This window comes from Actinomycetospora callitridis (assembly GCF_028737265.1).
Lineage (GTDB): Bacteria > Actinomycetota > Actinomycetes > Mycobacteriales > Pseudonocardiaceae > Actinomycetospora > Actinomycetospora callitridis.
Genome location: NZ_JAQZAK010000012.1, coordinates 142,451 through 160,890, shown reverse-complemented (window position 1 = coordinate 160,890; position 18,440 = coordinate 142,451). Strand labels below are relative to the sequence as shown.

Below are 18,440 nucleotides of genomic sequence, written 5' to 3'. Positions count from 1 at the left end.
CCTCCGGTCACCGACACCGCTCCCGCAGCGCGATCGCGTCGAACGGCGCGTGCACCTTGACGTCGTTGTCGAAGTAGACGACGACGTCGCGCCCCGCCGGGGCGGGTGGCGGCGGGTCGTCGGGCGCCACCGTGTCCGCGGACGTCGGGGCCTCGCCGGCGGCCCAGGCGCGGATCGTCGCCGCCCACCGGTCGAGCGCGTCGGGGGAATAGCCGCTGGCGTAGAGCTCGGTGTCGCCGTGGAGGCGGACGTAGACGAGGTCGGCGGTGACGTCGTCGAGGCACGGGAAGGTGCCGGCGGTGTCCGCGACGACGAGCGCGACGCCGTACCGGCGCAGCTGGGCGACGAAGCCCGGGTCGCGGAAGCTGGCGTGCCGCACCTCCATCGCGTGCCGCAGCGGACGGTCCGCGTCGGTGGTGGTCGCGGGCTCGGGGACCTTGTCGGTGTGCCCCTCGGCCAGCGCCGCGGCCTCGGCGGTGGTGCGCGGCAGCAGCCGCAGGAAGTCCTCGATGCGCTCGGGGTGGTAGCCGAGGTTCGGCGGCAGCTGCCACAGGACGGGCCCGAGCTTGGGGCCGAGGGCCAGCGGGCCGGAGGCGAAGAAGTTCGCGAGGGCCTCCTCGACGCCGCGCAGCTTCTTCATGTGCGTGACGAAGCGCCCGCCCTTGACCGCGAACACGAAGTCGTCGGGCGTGCGCTCCGCCCACGTCCGGTAGCTCGACGCGCGCTGGAGGCTGTAGAACGAGCCGTTGATCTCGACGGTGTCGAGGCGCTCGGCGAGATACTCCAGCTCACGACGCTGGACGAGACCCTCCGGGTAGAACACCCCGCGCCACGGCGGGTAGATCCACCCGGAGGTCCCGATGCGTGTCCGCACGTGAGTGTTCCGGGTCGTCATGACGACCCAGAACACTCACACGGCGACGCCATCACAGCGAGGCGACGTCGAGCTCCATGATCGAGTTCTCGGCGCCCTCGACGATCGTGCGGCGGGAGCTGAGCTCGGGCAGCACGTTGCGGGCGAAGAACCGCGCGACGGCGATCTTGCCCTCGTAGAAGTTCCGGTCGCGCCCGGCGGTGCCGGCGTCGAGCACCTCGCCCGCCACCTCGGCCTGCCGCAGGAGCAGCCAGCCGATGAGCATGTCGCCCACGCTCATCAGGAAGCGGACCGCGTGCTGGCCGACCTTGTAGAGGTTCGTGACGTCCTCCTGCGAGGAGGTCAGGTAGCCGACCATGCTGCCGAGCATCGCCTGCACGTCGCCCAGCGCCGTGGCGAGCAGCGCGCGCTCCTCCTTGAGCCGCCCGTTCCCGCCCTCGGCGTCGAGGAACGCCTGCACCTGGCCGGCGACGTGCATCAGCGCCTGGCCGTTGTCCCGGACGATCTTGCGGAAGAAGAAGTCCTGCGCCTGGATCGCCGTGGTGCCCTCGTACAGCGAGTCGATCTTGGCGTCGCGGATGTACTGCTCGATCGGGTAGTCCTGCAGGTAGCCCGAGCCACCGAGGGTCTGCAGCGACTGGATCAGCTGCTCGGACGCCCGCTCGGAGCCGACGCCCTTGACGATGGGCAGCAGCAGGTCGTTGACCTTCTCCGCGAGGGCGATGTCCTCGTCGGACACCGCGCCGCGGTCCGCGTCGGGAGCCTCACCGAAGCGGATCACGTCCTGGTAGGTCGACGTGAACGTGTAGACGGCGCGCAGGCCCTCGGCGTACGCCTTCTGCAGCATCAGGCTGCGGCGCACGTCCGGGTGGTTGGTGATCGGCACGCGCGGCGCGGTCTTGTCCGTCTGACGCGTGAGGTCCGCGCCCTGGATGCGCTCCTTCGCGTACTCCAGCGCCCGCAGGTAGCCCGTCGAGAGCGTGCCGATGGCCTTGGTGCCGACCATCATCCGGGCGTACTCGATGACCTGGAACATCTGGGCGATGCCGTCGTGGACCTCGCCGAGCAGCCAGCCGGTGGCCGGGACGCCGTTGCCGCCGAAGGTGACCTCGCAGGTCGCCGAGGCGTTGAGACCCATCTTGTGCTCGACATTCGTGACGAAGGCGCCGTTGCGCTCGCCCGGCTCGCCGGTCTCGGGGTCGAAATGGAACTTGGGGACGAGGAACAGCGACAGGCCCTTGGTGCCGGCGCGCGCGCCCTCGGGGCGGGCGAGCACCAGGTGCATGATGTTCTCGTTGAGGTCGCCGGCGTCGCCGGAGGTGATGAAGCGCTTGACGCCCTCGATCGACCAGGTGCCGTCGCCGTTGTCGCGGGCCTTGGTGCGGCCGGCGCCCACGTCGGAGCCCGCGTCGGGCTCGGTGAGCACCATGGTCGCGCCCCAGCCGCGGTCGACCATGAGCTGCGCCCAGTGCTTCTGCTGCTCGGTGCCGTTGCGGTAGACGACCGAGGCGAAGTTCGGGCCCGCCATGTACATGAAGACCGGGGCGTTGGCGCCGAGGATCATCTCGCCGGCGGCCCACTGGACGGTGGGCGGGACGCCCATGCCGCCGATCTCGTTGTCGGCCGAGAGCCGCCACCACTCGCCGTCCCACAGCGTGTGGAACGACTTCTTGATGCCCTCGTCGAGGTGGGCGGTGTGGGTCTGCGGGTCGAAGCGCACCGGGTTGCGGTCACCGGACTCGTAGGAGTCGGCCAGCGGCCCCTCCGCCATCGCCGCCACCTCGCCCAGCAGGGCGCGGGCGGTCTCCTCGTCGGCGTCCGCGAAGGGCCCGGAACCGAAGCGGTCCTGGACGCGGAAGACCTCGAAGAGGTTGAACTCGATGTCGCGGACGTTCGCCCTGTAGTGGCCCATCCCGCCTCGCTCCTGTTCACCACGTGGTGTGCGGTCGGCGTCTCTACCGGCCGGTAACCGCAGAGTATTACTCCGGGGTAACCCTGTCGAGATCGGTCTGGGCCACGTCCACCGTGGGAGACTCGCGCGCAGCGTCCCGGACGGAGGAGCGGTGGCAGGCGACGGGCGACGAGGGCGGCGGTCGTTCGACCTCCGGACCTGGCTCGCCGGCGTCGACCCCGGCCTGACGCGCCTGCGCCTCGCGGCGATCGCCGTCACGTCGATGATCGTCGCGGTCGCGGTGGTGGCCGTCCTGCGCGCGCTGCTCGACCCGTCCGAGCCGGTCACGGTCCTGCTGTTCACCGGCGTCCTGGCGATGATCTCGAACCTCGCGGTCAACGAGCCCACCCTGCCGCGCCGGCGCACGACCACCGCGCTCCTGATCCTGCCCGCGGCGGCGAGCACCGTCGCCGGGGCGTTCGTGGCGCCCTACCCGATCGCGTCCGCGGTCTCGTTCGTCGTCGTCATGGTGGTCGCGGTCTGGGTCCGCCGCTACGGGCCACGTGGCTTCGCGCTCGGCATGGCCGCGTTCATGCCCTTCTTCTTCACCCAGTTCCTCAAGGTCGCGCCCGCGCAGGTGCCCTGGCTGCTGGTCGCGGTGGTCGTGGGCGTCTCGTCGACGCTGCTGCTGCGCGGGGTCGTCTTCGCCGAGCGTCCCGCCCGGACGCTGCGGCGGATGGTGACGGCCTTCCGGGCGCGCGCCCACGCGCTGGTCGGCGAGATCGACGACGTGCTGGTGGAGCTGCCGCGCGAGGGCCCGGACGAGGGCGACCTCGAGAGCGTCCGGAAGGCCCGCGCGCGGTTGCAGGAGGTGGCCCTGCTCGTCGAGGACGCCCTCGAGCAGACCACCGCCGGGCGCGTCTGGCCGGGCCTCGACGACGACACGCTCGCGCTGCGGGTCGCGGACGCGGAGCTCGCCCTCGAGCGCCTGTCGGTGGTCGTGCGACGCCTGGCGCTCCCGCCCGCCGACGGCCCGCCCGAGCCCCTCGACCCGGTCGTCGTCGCGGCGCTGCGCACCGGCGTGGGCCACCTGCGCACCGCGCTGGGGGCCGGCACCGACCAGGCGACGATCCTCGAGGCGGCCGCGGACGCCCGCGCCGCGGTGGCCGGGCTCGTCGCCGACACCCGCGCCGGCGGGGAGCGCGTGCAGCGCACCGCCTTCGCCATCCGGCGGGTGGCCGACGCGATCCACCACGCCCAGCTCGACGCCCCGTCGCCCGCCTCGGCGCCGGGGCCGCGGGAGGCGGGGACGCCGGTGGCCGGGACATCCCGCGGCGCCCCGTCGCCGGACGCGCTGGCCGACCGGCCTGAGCCGGGGAGCACGGTCGACGTGCCCGAGCGCCGCCCCGCCGAGGACGACGTGCGGCCCGAGGAGGAGCCGCCGCGCCCCGCGGGCGGGATCGCCGTCACGACGCGCCAGGCCGTGCAGGTCGGGGTGGCGGCGACGCTCGCGATCGTCGTCAGCGAGTCGATCGCGCCGCAGCGCTGGTACTGGGCGGTGATCGCCGCGTTCGTCGTGTTCGCCGGCACCAACAGCCGCGGCGACCTGCTCACCCGCGGCTGGGGCCGGGTCGTCGGCACGATCGGCGGAGTGGTCGCCGGCATGGGGCTCGCCGCGCTGGTGGGCGACAACCAGGTGCTGTCGCTCGTGCTGCTGTTCGTCGGCGTCTTCCTCGCCCTCTACCTGGTGCGCATCTCGCCGGCGATGCTCGCGTTCTGGATCACCGCGGTGCTCGCGCTGGTCTACGGGCTCATCGGCCAGTTCAGCGTCGAGGTGCTCCTGCTGCGGATCGAGGAGACCGCGATCGGGGCGGCCGCGAGCGTCGTCGCCGCCTTCCTCGTGCTGCCGCGGGGGACGCGCGCGGCCTTCGGGGAGGCGGTGAGCGAGCTCGTCGACGCGATCGACCAGGTGCTCGCCGACGCCACCGACCGGCTGGTGGGCCGCCCGACCACGACGTCCCGGCGGGAGGGCGTGCGGGCGATGGACGACGCGCTGGTGACCCTGCGCCAGCGCGCCCAGCCGCTGGCCGTCCCGCTGGCCCGCCGCCGGGCGCGGTCGAGCTACCAGCGGGGCCTGCGGGTGCTGGTGGTCTGCGACGTCTACGCGCGCTCGCTGGCCCGCAGCGCCGACCACGTCACCGACGCGAGCTGGGCCGCGACGCTCGTGCCGGCCTCGGAGCAGGTGCGGGCGAATCTCGACGGGCTGCGCGACGTCCTCGTGCGCGGCAAGCGCGCCTCGGACGGCGGGCAGGTCCGGGCCCGCTCCGCCGAGCGTCTCGTCGACGCCGCGGAGGAGCACGCCGCCCGGTCCGCCGACGATCCCCACCGGCGCACGGCGATGCTCGGGGTGGCCCGCCTCCTGCGCCGCATCGACCAGGCGGTCGTCGGGCTGGCGGTCGATCTGGGTGCCGCCGAGGACCTCGACAGCGACGACGGAGATCAGTCGCCCAGCACCGCCGCCAGCGCGGGGGTGGCGAACACCCGGTCCGGGTCGTAGTCGTCGCGCACCCGCCGGAAGTCGGGCAGTCGCGGGTAGGCGCGGGCGGTGTCCTCGACGGTCCAGTCGGAGCGCGACGCCCAGTGCGGGCGCCCGCCGTGGGCGCGCAGGACCCGGTAGGCCCGCTCGAGCACCGGGGCGTGGTCGGTGCCACGCGGGACCCGCACGGCCACCCAGGCCGTCGCGCGGTCGTGCGCGGGGTGCAGCCAGCCGGACTCGGGCGCGCCGACGCGCAGGCGGACGGGGAGCCCGACCTCGAGGTGGTCGTCGGCGAGCGCGGCGAACAGCTCCCGGGCGCCCTCGGCGAGCGCCGCCCGGGGCAGCGCCCACTCGGTCTGCTCGTAGCGCACCGCGGGCGGGCTGGAGAGCACCCGGTACATCGGGCCGGTGGCCGAGACCCGGCGCGCGAGTCGCGAGACCGCACGGTTGAACCGCGGGACGAGACGGGGCAGGGCACGCTCGACGACCACCGCGCCCCCGAGCGCGGTGCGCCCGGTGGCGCCGGCCACGGTGACCCCGAGGCTGCGCTCGGGCTCCTCGGTCTCCGCGTCCTCGTCGGTGTCCCCGGTGTCGGTGTGCTCGGGCAGCGGCTCGGCCCACCGGGTCAGCGCGGTGCCCGCCGACGGGAACACCGCGGCCTCCGCGACCGGGTGCTCGGCCCAGAACGCCGGGTCGAGGACCTCCTCGACGGGGCGCGGCGCGCGCGTCACCCGGACCCGGCCGGCCGGGACGACCGCGAGCTCGGCCTCGACCACGATGCCCAGCGCGCCCAGCGAGGTGCGGGCGCCGTCGAGGTCGGCCACGGTCACGTCCCGCAGGCGACCCCGGCCGTCGACGAGACGCAGCCCCGCCACGGCCGCGGACAGCGAGCCGTGCGCGGACCCGCTGCCGTGCATGCCGACGGCGAGCGCGCCCCCGACGGTCGGGGCGGCCAGCTCGAGCGGCGCCTCGAGCGCCAGGTCACGGGACGCGAGCTCCTCGTGCAGCTCGCCGACCGTCGTGCCGGCGCGGACGCGGACCGTCGGCCGTCCGGGGCGTCCGCCGATCCCGGTGACCCCGCGGAACGCCGAGAGGTCGACGTGGACGCCGTCGGTGACCGCGAGCGCGCTGAAGGAGTGCCCGGCGCCGATCGGCCGGACGGTCTGGCCCCGCTCCGCCGCGCGCCGCACCACCGCCGACACGCCGCTGTCGTCGAGCGGGCGCACCGTCGCGGTCGGCCGGCACTGCTGGCCTCCGGACCAGTTCGTCCACACGGACGCCACCCTAGGGGCTCGACGCGGGCGGGATCCGCCGGCGCGGGGGACCGCCGTCTCCGGCGGTCCCCGTGGCGGTCCACACAGACCCGTCGCTGCGCTCGCCCGAATCAGGCCGCGAACTTGCCGATCGCGACGTCCACGCTGTCGGTGAGGGTCTGGCGCACCTTGTCGCCGGTGCCCTCGGTCTGGTCGGTGAGGTCGCTCGTCTTCTCGGCGATCTTGCGGGCGGCCCGGCGGCCACGCCAGCCCAGCGACGGCTTCCCCTCGGTGTCCACCGCGGCCAGGATCAGGCCGCCGAGGATGCTGAGGTTCTTGAGGAACTGCTGCTGGTCGGCCGCCTTCTCCGCCGGGTCGGACTTCTCCCAGAACGGGTGACCCGCGACGGTGGTCGGCACCAACGTCCCGGCCAGGGCCAGCGACGCGAGCCGCGGGAACTTGTTGACGGCCAGCAGCACCCCGGCCCCGATCTTGACGCCGGCGTCGATCCTGACCAGCTGGTGGGGCTCGGACGGGACCTGGTCCGGCAGGCTCGGCGCGGCCTTCTCGAGCAGCGGGGTGGCCTTCTGCACCCGCGGCTCGGGATTGAGCAGGGTGTCGACCCCGCCCTTGATGAAGATGGCGGCCAGCAGGGGCCGGGCGAGACGACGGATGAGCACGGAAGCGACCTCCACGGGGCGCGACGACGACGGCGGGACCGGGCACGCCGGAGGACCGACGGGTCCGCGCGGGTGCCGCAGCATAGCTCCGGCCGTTGCTGCCCGACGGCGGCGTCCGCCCGGAGCGCCGGGTCGCCCGGGACGGACGACCCGACGGACCGGTACCCGTCGGCGGCGTCAGCGACGCAGCGCGTGCCGCCCCGACCGGGTCTCCTCGCGGCGCCAGGTGTGGCGCCCGCCCTCGCGGCCCGCGTCCTCGCGGACGTCGTCCATCGGGCGGCGCCGACGCTCGGCGCGGCGGCGCAGCTCGTCCTCCGGGTTCTCCGCGGCCTCGGGGGCCGGCGGCGGGGGCACGGTCGGCACCTCGCGCAGACCGCGTCCGCGGCGCTGCGCCCACTCCTCGTCCTGGATCGGCAGCGCGCCGGAGCCGGGGTGCGGCTCCGGGACGTGCACGGCGTCCCGGTCGCGCTCGCGCCACGACGGCCGCGGGATGTTCCGCGACCGGTCGACGCTCAGCTCGTGGAAGATCGGCGTCGGGTCGTCCCCGAGCGTCGCCAGCGCCCGGTCATCGACCGGCCGTTCCGTGCGCCGTTCCGTGCGCCGCTCAGGCCGTCGCTGGTCGACGACGGGAGCGCTCCCGGCGTAACCCCGCAGCGCACCCGTCCCGGCCCCCGGCCGGTCGAGCGGCGAGGGCTCCTCCCACACCCACGTGTTGTTCCCGTCCAGTCGCCACCCGCCGGCTCCGCCGAGCGCTCCTCCGGACCCCAGGTCGTCACGCCACACCCACACTTCGACCTCCCCGACTACTGATCCATCGGCCCGTCCGCCGTGGCCGCCGAACGGCCGAATGACGTCGAGCATCTGGCTCCCTCAACGGCAGCTCCTGGAGAGGACTTGGGCCCCGGATCCCGCCGACACGGCCATTCGCCCGCGACACGCCGACGGATCCCCCGGCCGGGTGTCACTCCCTGGAGTGCCTCGGGGTTTCAGGAGGGGGTCTCGTTCGAACGGGGTCGAACGGCAACCGCGCGACACCCCTGGTCCGACACTGCGGCCGGAGCGCCCAGGCACCACGATCGACGTCGTGCGATGCGTGGTGACCGGAGCGACGGGATACATCGGCGGGCGCCTCGCCCCGCGCCTGGCGGCGGAGGGCCACGAGGTGCGCTGCGTCGTGCGCGACCCCGCGAAGATGCGCGACACCCCGTGGGCGCAGGAGGTGGAGATCGTCGCGGGCGACGTCCTCGACGAGGCGTCGATGCGCCGCGCCTGCGAGGGCGCCGACGTCCTGTACTACCTCGTGCACTCGCTCTCCGAGCACGGCTTCGCCGCGGTCGACCGCCGCGCCGCGCTGATCAGCGCGCAGGCCGCCCGCGAGGCCGGCGTGTCGCGGATCGTCTACCTCGGCGGCATGCACCCCGAGGGCGTCGAGCTCTCCGAGCACCTCGCGTCGCGCGCCGAGGTCGGCGAGACCTTCCTGCGCTCGGGCGTCCCGACCGTCATCCTGCAGGCGGCGGTGATCCTCGGGTCGGGGTCGGCGAGCTTCGAGATGCTGCGCTACCTCACCGAGCGCCTGCCGGTGATGCTCACGCCGTCGTGGGTGCACCACCGCGTCCAGCCCATCGCCATCCGCGACGTCCTGCACTACCTGGTCAAGGCGGTGACGCTGCCGCCCGAGATCAACCGGACGTTCGACATCGGCGGCCCCGACGTCCTGACCTACCTGGAGATGATGGAGGGCTTCGCCGAGGTGGCGGAGCTGCCGCGACGGACGATGCTGCCGGTCCCGGTGCTGACCCCGCGCCTGTCGTCGCACTGGGTCAACCTCGTCACCCCGGTGCCCCGCTCGACGGCCGTGCCCCTCATCGACTCGCTCGTCCACGAGGTCGTCGCGGCCGAGCACGACATCGACCAGTTCGTGGCGCAGCCCGAGGGCGGGCTCACCGACTTCCACCGGGCCGTCTCCCTGGCGCTGCAGCGGATCAGCTCCGGCCAGGTGGAGACGCGCTGGTCGGGGGCGAACGCGACGTACGCGCCGTCGGACCCGCTGCCGTCGGACCCCGCGTGGGCGGGCGGCACCGTCTACACCGACAGCCGGGAGCGCCACGCGTCCGCGTCGGCCGAGCACGTGTGGCACGTCGTCACCGGCATCGGCGGCGAGCGCGGCTGGTACTCGTTCCCGCTGGGCTGGTGGGCGCGCGGCGTCATGGACCGGCTCGTCGGCGGGGTCGGGCTGCGCCGTGGCCGCCGGGACGCCGACTCGCTCAAGGTCGGCGACGCCCTGGACTGGTGGCGTGTCGAGGAGTGCGTCGACGAGGGGGTCTCACGTCTCGACCCCGACGAGACCGCGCTGGCCCCGGGCGAGCGGCTGCTGCGCCTGCGCGCGGAGATGAAGGCGCCGGGCCTCGCGTGGCTCGAGCTGCGGGTCGCCCCCACCGAGGACGGCTCGATCTACCGGCAGCGCGCGATCTTCTTCCCGCACGGGCTCGCCGGCCACGCCTACTGGTACGTCATCGCCCCGTTCCACGCCCTGGTCTTCGGGGGCATGGAGCGACGCATCGTGGGCGCCGCCGAGCGTGTCGAGCGCGGCGAGGACCCCGAGCCCCCGACCGGCGTCGTGGCCCGTCTCCGCGACCGGCGCTCACGCCGCGACGCCGAGCGCGCCCGCCCCGTGCTGCGCACGGGGACCTGACGCGCCCGGCCCGGCCCGGCCCGGACTCCCGCCGTCAGGAGCCGGCGGCGTCCAGCGTCGCGACGGTGTCGCGGTCGAGCTCGAGGGTCGCGGCCCCGCAGTTCTCCGCGAGGTGATCCAGCGAGCTGGTGCCCGGGATGGGCAGCATCACCGAGCTGCGCTGCAGCAGCCACGCCAGCGCGACCTGCGCCGGCGTCGCACCGAGCGCGTCGGCGGCACGCGCCGCGGCGTGGCCCGGCTCGGCGAGCTTGCCGGCGTCGGCCGGGGCCCACGGGATGAACCCGATGCCGTGGGCGGTGCAGTGGCGCAGCACGTCGTCCGAGGAGCGGTCGACCAGGTTGTAGCGGTTCTGCACCGAGGCGACGTCGACGATGCGCCCGGCCGCCTCGATCTCCGCGACGGAGACCTGGCTCAGGCCGACCTCGCGGACCTTGCCCTCGCGCTGCAGGTCGGCGAGCAGACCGAACTGCTCGTCGGCGGCGACGTGCGGGTCGATGCGGTGGAGCTGGAAGAGGTCGAGGGTCTCCACGCCGAGGCGGCGCAGGCTCATCTCGGCCTCCTGGCGCAGGTACTCCGGGCGCCCGCAGGGGATCCAGCGGTTCGGTCCGGTGCGCAGCAGGCCCGCCTTGGTGGCCACGGTGATCCCGCGGTACGGGTACAGCGCCTCCCGGATGAGCTCCTCGCTGACGTAGGGCCCGTAGGAGTCCGCGGTGTCGACGAAGTCGACGCCGAGCTCGACCGCCCGCCGCAGGACCGCTACCGCGTTCTCCGGGTCCTTCGGGGGTCCCCAGATGCCCTCGCCGGTCAGGCGCATGGCGCCGTACCCGAGGCGACGCACCCGCAGGTCGTCGCCGAGCGTGAACTCTCCGGAGGCAGACACGGGGCCCGTCTCGACAGCGGTGTCGTCGGTCATGTGCTCACCCTTTCCGGCCGTTTCTTGTCCAGCCGTGACCACCAGCCTGGCATCCCCGGCCGCCGTGTGTCGGGGCGCGTGTCCGATGTCCCATCCACAGGGCGCAGACGTCCCCGATCGGATCACGTCGTGGGCATCCACCGGGCCGTGAGCGCCAGCCCCTCGGCGATCCCCCGGGGCGCGAACCCCAGCGCCCGGGCACGGTCGTCGCGCACCCGGTAGCCCCCGATCCGCCCGTAGACCACCGACCGGTCGGCGAAGGGCGGCGCGCCCTCCGGCAGCTCCGAGCCCTGGGGGAGCGCACGGACACGGTGCGTGCTGCCGGCCGCCCCGCAGTAGGTGTCGAGCACCTCCGGGAACGAGGCGACCTCCCCGCACAGGACGTGGCGACGGCCCGTCTCCCCGCGGTCGTGGACGAGGAGCTGGCCCACCGCGACGTCCTCGGCGAGCACCCAGCCGACGCGGGTGTCGACGATGTCGCCGACCGCCCCCCGGGCCGCCGCCGCGAGGAGCTGGTTGTAGCTCAGGGGGCCGCGCGGCGAGGGGCCGTACACGTTGACCACCGTCGCGACGACGGCGTCGATGCCGCCGGCGCCCACCGCGTCCAGCACGACCTCCTCCGCCTCGGCCTTCGTCGTCGAGTACGGGTCGGTCAGCGCGGTGCCCCCGACGGCGTCCTCGTCGATCACGCAGCCGGGACTGTCGGGATCCGGCACGCAGATCGCCGCGCTGGTCGAGGTGTGCACGAGCCGGCGCACCCCGGCGCGCCGGACGGCGTCGACCACCCGCGCGGTGCCGCCGACGTTGAGCTCGTGCGCCTCCAGACCCGGCGCGCCCACCGCCGCGGCGAGGTGGAAGACGCTCTCGCAGCCGTCCATCGCGCGCACCAGGGCCTCGCCGTCGGCGAGGTCGGCGGGCACCCGTTCCACGCCGTCGGGCAGGACGTCCGCGCGCGCCGGGTCGCGCACGACGGCGCGCACCGCGTGACCCCGCGCGTGCAGCAGCGCGACCACGGCCGACCCGACGAAGCCCGTGGCGCCCGTGACGAGGAACATCGCCGCATCGTGACACGGACCGCGCCCGGATCCACCAGCACCGACGACCGGCCACGGGAGGCCTGGCTGATGACCCCTGACGCGACGACCACCCGGGTCGTCCTCACCACCACCGACTCCGCCGACGAGGCGGAACGGCTGTCCCGCGTGCTCGTCGACGCCCGGCTCGCGGCCTGCGTGCAGATCGCCGGACCGGTGCGCAGCGTGTTCCGGTGGGAGGGCGCCGTGTCGGTCGAGGAGGAGTGGCAGCTCTGGCTCAAGACCGACCTCGCGCGCGTCGAGGACCTCACCGCCCGGCTCCTCGCCGAGCACACCTACGACGTGCCCGAGGTGCTCGTCCTGCCCGTGCTCGGTGGGCACGGGCCGTACCTGGCGTGGGTGACGCAGGAGACGGAGCGGAGCGGAGTCGACTCGTGACGCAGGAGACGAAGCGGAGCGGGAGTCGACCCGGTGACGCAGGAGACCGCGCGTTCGGGAGCCGCTGACGGTTAGCCTCGACAACGATGTCGTCGCCGGGGGTCGCTGCGCGCCCGGCGGCGCTGCGCCGTGGCGACCCCGGCTTCCGCCCGATCGCGGTCGGCCTGTTCTGCGCGGGCTTCACGACGTTCGCGATGCTCTACGCGACCCAGCCGCTGCTGCCGGCGCTCGTCGGCGCCTACGACATCACGCCCGGCACGGCGTCGCTGTCGATCTCGGTCACGACGGCCGCCCTCGCGGTCGGCGTCATCCCCGCGAGCGCCCTGTCGGAACGCTGGGGCCGCCGCCCGGTGATGGTCGGCTCGCTGGCCGCCGCCGTCGTGTTCGGTCTCACCGCCGCCGTCGTCCCCGGGTTCGCGCTGCTGCTGGTCTTCCGCGGGCTCGAGGGGCTCGCGCTCGCCGGGCTCCCCGCGGTCGGCATGGCCTACCTCGCCGACGAGATCGACGGCGAGCACCTCGGCGGCGCGATGGGCCTCTACATCGCGGGCAACTCGGTCGGCGGCTTCGGCGGGCGGATCATCGTCAGCGCGATCGCCGACCTCACCGGGTCGTGGCGCTGGGCCCTCGGCGGGATCGCGCTGGTGTCGGGCGCCTTCCTCGTCGCGTTCGTGCTGGTCCTGCCCGCCTCACGCCGCTTCCGCCCGCGACCCGTCGGCGTGGGGGAGCTGCTCGGCGCCGCCCGCGCCCACCTCCGCGACCCCGTGCTGCGCCGCTTCTACGCCGTGGGCCTGCTCGCCATGGGCGTGTTCGTCTGCGCCTACAACTACGTGACGTTCCTGCTGCTCGGCCCGCCGTTCCGGTTGCCCGCGCTCGTCGTCGGCTTCGTCTTCGTGCTCTACGCCGTCGGCACCGCCACCTCGACCCGCGCCGGCCGCCTCGCCGACCGCCTGGGCCCCCGGCCCGTCCTCCTCGGAGCGGCCGGGGTGGGCGCCCTCGGCGCCGCCGCGATGCTCACGACGTGGCTGGGCGTCGTGATCGTCGGCCTCGCCCTGCTGACCGTCGGCTTCTTCGCCGCGCACACCGTCGCCAGCGCCTGGGTCGGCCGCCGCGCCGTGCACGGGCGCGCCGTCGCCTCGGGCCTCTACCTCGGCGCCTTCTACGTCGGCTCGTCCGTCGGCGGGACGCTCGGCGGCGTCGCCTACGGCGCCGCGGGCTGGCCCGCGACCATCGGCTTCGTGCTCGTGCTGCTCGCCCTGCTGGCGGCCGTCGTGTGGCCGCTGCGCGCCGACCGCCTGGCCTCTCCCGCCTAACCCCGGGCGATGTCGCTGAAGCGGCTGTAGTGCAGCTGGTGGGCGACGGTGATGGTGGCCGTCGGGCCATTGCGGTGCTTGGCCAGGATCAGGTCGGCCTCGCCGGCACGCGGGTCGTCACGCTCGAAGGCGTCGGGACGGCTGATGAGCATGACCATGTCGGCGTCCTGCTCCAGCGACCCCGACTCACGGAGGTCGGAGAGCATCGGCTTCTTGTCGGTGCGCTGCTCGGGACCACGGTTGAGCTGGCTGATCGCGACCAGCGGGACCTCGAGCTCCTTGGCCAGCAGCTTGAGTTGACGCGAGAACTCCGAGACCTCCTGCTGGCGGGACTCGACCTTCTTGCCCGAGGTCATCAGCTGCATGTAGTCGAGGATGATCAGCTTCAGGTCGTGGCGCTGCTTGAGGCGCCGCGCCTTCGCCCGGATCTCCATGATCGTCATGTTGGGGGAGTCGTCGATGAACATCGGCGCCTCGCTGATCTCGCTCATCCGTCGGGCGAGACGCGTCCAGTCGTCGTCGGTCATCGACCCGGAGCGCATGTCGGCCAGGCGGATCTTCGCCTCGGCCGACAGCAGGCGCATGACGATCTCGGTGCGGCTCATCTCCAGCGAGAAGAACGCGGAGGTGAGGCCGTGTTTGATACTCGCCGAGCGAGCAAAATCCATTCCCAGCGTGGATTTCCCGATCCCCGGACGGGCCGCCACGATGATCATCTGGCCCGCGTGCAGGCCGTTGGTGACGTCGTCGAGGTCGGTGAAGCCGGTGGGCACGCCGAACGACACACCACCGCGCGAGGCGATGGCGTCGATCTCGTCCATCGTCGGCTGGAGGACGTCCTCGAGGGCCACGTAGTCCTCGGTGACGCGGCGGTCGGTGACCTCGTAGACGGCGGCCTGGGCGCGGTCGACGACGTCGTCGGTGTCCGCCCCCTCGGAGCCGTGGTAGCCGAGCTGCACGATGCGGGTGCCCGCCTCGACGAGGCGGCGCAGGATCGCGCGGTCGGCGACGATCTCGGCGTAGTAGCCGGCGTTGGCGGCCGTGGGCACCGCGGCGATGAGGGTGTGCAGGTACGGCGCCCCACCGATGCGCAGGAGCTCGCCCCGGCGCTCGAGCTCGGCGGAGACGGTGACGGGGTCGGCGGGCTCGCCGCGGCCGTAGAGGTCCAGCACGCACTCGTAGACCGTCTGGTGGGCCGGACGGTAGAAGTCGTCGGGCTTGAGCATCTCGATGACGTCGGCGATGGCGTCCTTGCTGAGCAGGATCGCGCCGAGCACCGACTGTTCGGCCGGGAGGTCCTGGGGCGGCTGCCGGTCGAACTCGGTGGGCGCAGCGCCCTGTCGGTCCCCACCCCGTCCGGACGTCCCCCGATCGTCCAGTACCGCCACGTCGGTCCCCTCCCTCGCCTCGGACGTGTACCCGGCGGGACACGTCCGTCGAACACACGTTCTAGCAGGGCCCACCGACAGCCCCGACGACACCGGACCGGCCGGCGGCGCTGACACGGTCTCCCGACCGTGTCGACCGCACGCTAGGTCCCCGTCGTGCAGGGCTCCAACAGGCCCTGGGGACGCCCTGGGGACAACACCGGGATCGGTCCACCGAGCACACCCCCGCGGTGGGCACGCAGGTGGGGACAACCTGTGGGCAACCCATGATCTCGAACCATCGCCGCAGGTGGAGGACCTGTGGGCGCTGTGGACAACAAGTGGATGAAGGAGACGTCGGCGCGTCGTCCGCCGCGTGTCGTCCGTGTGTTCACCCGGTCGCGCAGCGTCGCGAGCCGAGCGGGGGCCGGGGCTCGCCGGACGGGGGAGCGGCGGTGCGGACGGGTCGAGCCGGAGATTCCCGGCGGGTCCGTGTCCGGACACACGTCGGGCCCGGACCGTCGTGCGGTCCGGGCCCGAAGTGGTGCGAGGGACGAGGCGGAGCCCGACCCGTCAGCCGCCCTGGACGTCGAGGGGGAGATCCACCGCGACGTCGGGGTGCAGGCGGACCGTGACCTTGTGGTCGCCGGTCGACTTGATGTGCCCGGAGATGGCGACGAACCGCTTGTCGAGGTTCGGGCCGCCCTGCGAGCGCACGGCCGCGACGATGTCGGCCGGGGTGACCGAGCCGAAGAGACGCCCGCCCTGGCCGGCCTTGCCGCTGACCGTGACGGTGCCGAGGCCCTGGATCTGCCCGGCGACCTCCTTGGCGTGGTCCAGGTCGCGGATCCGCTTGCCCTCCTGGGTGCGGCGGATCGTGTCGACCTGCTTCTGGGCGCCGCGGGTGGCCACGATGGCCAGGCCGCGGGGCAGCAGGAAGTTGCGGCCGTAGCCGTCCTTGACCTCGACGGTGTCGCCGGGGCCGCCGAGGTTGGCGACGTCGGCGGTGAGGATGAGCTTCATGTCGTCCTCCCTCAGCGCGCGGTCGACGTGTAGGGCAGGAGCGCCATCTCGCGGGAGTTCTTCACCGCGACCGCGACGTCACGCTGGTGCTGCGAGCAGTTGCCCGACACCCGGCGCGCACGGATCTTCCCGCGGTCGGAGATGTACTTCCGCAGGAGGTTCGTGTCCTTGTAGTCGATCAGCTGGTTCTTGTCCTTGCAGAAGGTGCAGACCTTCTTCTTCGGCTTGCGGATCGGCGGCTTCGCCATGATTCCTTCACTTCCAGGCGTGGTGGCCCGCCGCGCCGTGGGGCGCCGGGTGGGCCGATTCGTACAGGTCGATGCGGGCGGGAGCCCAGGTCAGAACGGGGGCTCGTCGTCGTAGCCGCCACCGCTGCCGCCACCGCCGGAGGACCCGGCGGCCGGAGCGGAGGCCCAGGGGTCGTCGCCCCCGCCGTAGCCCCCACCGGAGCCGGAGCCCCCGCCGGAGCCGCCGGAGCCGTAGCCGCCGTTGCCGCCCCCGCCGCCGTAACCGCCGCCCCCGGAACCCCGAGAGGCCTTGGTGACGGACGCGGTGGCGTAGCGCAGGGACGGGCCGACCTCGTCGACCTCGAGCTCGATGACGGTGCGCTTCTCGCCCTCACGGGTCTCGAAGGACCGCTGCTTGAGCCGCCCCTGCACGATGACGCGGGCCCCGCGGGTGAGCGTCTCGGCGACGTTCTCCGCGGCCTGACGCCAGATGTTGCAGCGCAGGAAGAGGGCCTCGCCGTCCTTCCACTCGCCGCTCTGGCGGTCGAAGGTGCGCGGCGTCGACGCCACGGTGAAGTTGGCGACGGCGGCACCCGACGGCGTGAACCGCAGCTCCGGGTCAGCAGTGAGGTTGCCGACCACGGTGATGACGGTGTCGCCGGCCATCAGGCAGCGCCGGCCTTGCCACGACGCCCGGCGAAGGCGGGGTCGCGGCGCATGACCTTGGTGCGGAGGATCGACTCGTTGAGCGCGAGCTGACGGTCCATCTCCTTGACCGTGGCGGGCTCGCAGTTCACGTCGAGGACGGCGTAGATGCCCTCGGCGTGCTTCTCGATCTCGTAGGCGAGGCGACGGCGGCCCCACACCTCGACGTTCTCGACGGTGCCGCCGTCCTTGCGGACGACGTTGAGGAACGTCTCGAGGGACGGGGCGATGGTGCGCTCGTCGAGGCTCGGCTCGAGGATGACGACCAGTTCGTAGTGGCGCACGAGTACCACTCACCTCCTATGGGCTCAGCGGCCACGGACGATCCGTGACAGGAGGGGTTCTCGGTCCGTCCAGGCTACCGAACCGCCCTGCGAGCGCCCTCACCAGGTCCGACGCAGCGGCGGACCCGGCGGTTCCCGGGAATCCTCAGGCGGGGACGGGCGTGCGCGCGGCGACCGTGGTCCCGGCGTCGACCTCGGCCTGCGCGTCGGTGTCCTCGTCGACGGGCTCGTGGTCCCCGGCCACCTCGGCCGTCACCTGGTCCGCGTCCGCCGGCTCCGCGGCGGCCACAGGCGCGGCGGCAGCGCCACCCACGGACGACGGCGTGACCGCGCGGCCGAGGACGACACGGCGCACCGTGAAGGCCGCGACGCCGGAGAGCGCCAGGACCGCGATGAGCGCCGGCACCCCGACCCCACCCTCGGTGAGGGCGTCGACGGGCAGGGCCTGGACCTGGCTCGCGGTGGTGACCGCGCTGGCCGGGTCGTACCCGAGATAGGCGGGCGAGCCGGCGCGCAGCCCCGGGAAGGCGGAGCCGAGCAGCAGGTTCGGGTCGAAGGCGCGCACACCGGGCGCCGGGCCCGCCGCGCCCTTGAGGAACGACGAGGGCAGCGCGCCGAAGGCGGGCGCGAACGCCGGCGCGGCCGCGGCGGCCTGCTGGGGCGTGAAGGTCGGCGCCGCGGCGGCGGGCGTCGGGACCGCTGCCCGCGAGCGCGGCGCGGTCGTGGCCGCCGAGCGCGGGGCGTCGAGCACGGCGCCGGTGGCCCCGCTGAGCTGCTCGGTGGCCGGGCGCAGCGGCGGCGCGGCCTGGGCGACCTGCTCGCTCACGGGCTCGACGACCTGCACCTGGACGCGGCAGAGGATGCCGCCGACCAGCTGCGTGATCGGCTTCATCCCGGTCCGGACCTCGCGCTCGAACGGCAGGCCGAGCGTCGGGATGATCTTGACGGTCTGCCCCTCCTCCGCGCGCACCGTCTCGCCGCAGCGGGCCTCGACGACGTCGTCGGCGGCGGGGGCCGCGACGGCCGAGCCGGCGCCGAGCAGCAGTGATCCCGTCACCAGGCCGCCGGCGATGAGGCTCGTCAGCAGACGGGGAGGACGCACGGCCATGGAGGAGGACCTTTCTGACGAGCCCGGGGAGACCGGGGCAGGCCCCACTGGGGGAGCGGGCCGTCCCGGCGGCACGTGAACCCAACGAGCGAGTAACCCGGTGGT

General features: G+C 74.0%; 17 protein-coding genes. 4 read left to right on the top strand and 13 right to left on the bottom strand.

Going from position 1 to position 18,440, the window contains the following annotated elements; translation table 11 throughout:
• Positions 1-7: 7 nt before the first annotated feature.
• Together PH191_RS27130 and PH191_RS27125 are read right to left on the bottom strand one after the other, a co-directional pair.
• Positions 8-895, bottom strand: a complete 888-nt coding sequence (locus PH191_RS27130) for a DUF72 domain-containing protein (RefSeq protein ID WP_274197740.1) — start codon at positions 893-895, stop codon at positions 8-10.
• Between the two features lie 31 nt (positions 896-926).
• Positions 927-2,786, bottom strand: coding sequence for an acyl-CoA dehydrogenase (locus PH191_RS27125; RefSeq protein ID WP_274197739.1), 1,860 nt, complete (start codon positions 2,784-2,786; stop codon positions 927-929).
• 151 nt (positions 2,787-2,937) lie between these two features.
• Between PH191_RS27125 and PH191_RS27120 the strand changes: the two genes are divergently transcribed.
• Positions 2,938-5,322 carry an FUSC family protein gene (locus tag PH191_RS27120; protein ID WP_274197738.1) on the top strand — a complete coding sequence of 795 codons (2,385 nt, stop codon included), beginning with the start codon at positions 2,938-2,940 and terminating at the stop codon, positions 5,320-5,322.
• Here PH191_RS27120 and PH191_RS27115 read toward each other — a convergent pair.
• The 3 genes from PH191_RS27115 to PH191_RS27105 all read right to left on the bottom strand — a co-directional run bounded on the left by PH191_RS27115 (position 5,265) and on the right by PH191_RS27105 (position 8,023).
• The gene (locus PH191_RS27115) at positions 5,265-6,575 is read right to left on the bottom strand and encodes a D-arabinono-1,4-lactone oxidase (protein WP_274197737.1); all 1,311 of its coding nucleotides are present in this window, start codon (positions 6,573-6,575) and stop codon (positions 5,265-5,267) included. The two genes, PH191_RS27120 and PH191_RS27115, sit on opposite strands and share 58 nt — an antisense overlap.
• Before the next feature lie 110 nt (positions 6,576-6,685).
• The gene (locus PH191_RS27110) at positions 6,686-7,234 is read right to left on the bottom strand and encodes a DoxX family protein (protein ID WP_274197736.1); all 549 of its coding nucleotides are present in this window, start codon (positions 7,232-7,234) and stop codon (positions 6,686-6,688) included.
• 177 nt (positions 7,235-7,411) lie between these two features.
• Positions 7,412-8,023: a hypothetical protein gene (locus tag PH191_RS27105; RefSeq protein WP_274197735.1), complete on the bottom strand. Its 612-nt coding sequence runs from the start codon at positions 8,021-8,023 to the stop codon at positions 7,412-7,414.
• A gap of 295 nt (positions 8,024-8,318) precedes the next feature.
• Here PH191_RS27105 and PH191_RS27100 point away from each other — a divergent pair, with 295 nt between their 5' ends.
• A complete protein-coding gene (locus PH191_RS27100; protein ID WP_274197734.1) occupies positions 8,319-9,926 on the top strand; it encodes an SDR family oxidoreductase in 1,608 nt (535 codons plus the stop codon).
• 34 nt (positions 9,927-9,960) lie between these two features.
• On the opposite strand, the gene PH191_RS27095 is transcribed toward PH191_RS27100, so the two are convergent.
• A complete protein-coding gene (locus PH191_RS27095) occupies positions 9,961-10,839 on the bottom strand; it encodes an aldo/keto reductase (protein WP_274197733.1) in 879 nt (292 codons plus the stop codon).
• Between the two features lie 122 nt (positions 10,840-10,961).
• Positions 10,962-11,894: an NAD-dependent epimerase/dehydratase family protein gene (locus tag PH191_RS27090; RefSeq protein WP_274197732.1), complete on the bottom strand. Its 933-nt coding sequence runs from the start codon at positions 11,892-11,894 to the stop codon at positions 10,962-10,964.
• A gap of 69 nt (positions 11,895-11,963) precedes the next feature.
• Here PH191_RS27090 and cutA point away from each other — a divergent pair, with 69 nt between their 5' ends.
• Together cutA and PH191_RS27080 are read left to right on the top strand one after the other, a co-directional pair.
• Positions 11,964-12,311: a divalent-cation tolerance protein CutA gene (gene cutA / locus PH191_RS27085; protein ID WP_274197731.1), complete on the top strand. Its 348-nt coding sequence runs from the start codon at positions 11,964-11,966 to the stop codon at positions 12,309-12,311.
• An 86-nt stretch (positions 12,312-12,397) separates the two neighbouring features.
• Positions 12,398-13,621: an MFS transporter gene (locus tag PH191_RS27080; RefSeq protein ID WP_274197730.1), complete on the top strand. Its 1,224-nt coding sequence runs from the start codon at positions 12,398-12,400 to the stop codon at positions 13,619-13,621.
• On the opposite strand, the gene dnaB is transcribed toward PH191_RS27080, so the two are convergent.
• The 6 genes from dnaB to PH191_RS27050 all read right to left on the bottom strand — a co-directional run bounded on the left by dnaB (position 13,618) and on the right by PH191_RS27050 (position 18,335).
• Positions 13,618-15,009, bottom strand: coding sequence for a replicative DNA helicase (dnaB, locus tag PH191_RS27075; RefSeq protein WP_420791853.1), 1,392 nt, complete (start codon positions 15,007-15,009; stop codon positions 13,618-13,620). The genes PH191_RS27080 and dnaB overlap by 4 nt on opposite strands.
• A gap of 552 nt (positions 15,010-15,561) precedes the next feature.
• A complete protein-coding gene (gene rplI, locus PH191_RS27070; protein WP_274192143.1) occupies positions 15,562-16,011 on the bottom strand; it encodes a 50S ribosomal protein L9 in 450 nt (149 codons plus the stop codon).
• A gap of 11 nt (positions 16,012-16,022) precedes the next feature.
• Positions 16,023-16,259 carry a 30S ribosomal protein S18 gene (gene rpsR / locus PH191_RS27065; protein WP_274192142.1) on the bottom strand — a complete coding sequence of 79 codons (237 nt, stop codon included), beginning with the start codon at positions 16,257-16,259 and terminating at the stop codon, positions 16,023-16,025.
• Positions 16,260-16,349: 90 nt separating this feature from the next.
• Positions 16,350-16,904 (bottom strand): single-stranded DNA-binding protein, encoded by a 555-nt coding sequence (locus tag PH191_RS27060; protein ID WP_274197729.1) that lies wholly within the window; start codon positions 16,902-16,904, stop codon positions 16,350-16,352.
• Complete coding sequence (rpsF, locus tag PH191_RS27055) at positions 16,904-17,236, bottom strand: 30S ribosomal protein S6 (RefSeq protein ID WP_274197728.1); 333 nt, start codon at positions 17,234-17,236, stop codon at positions 16,904-16,906. The genes PH191_RS27060 and rpsF overlap by 1 nt, the downstream gene beginning before the upstream one ends.
• Positions 17,237-17,372: 136 nt before the next feature.
• The gene (locus PH191_RS27050; RefSeq protein WP_274197727.1) at positions 17,373-18,335 is read right to left on the bottom strand and encodes a hypothetical protein; all 963 of its coding nucleotides are present in this window, start codon (positions 18,333-18,335) and stop codon (positions 17,373-17,375) included.
• Positions 18,336-18,440: the final 105 nt, after the last annotated feature.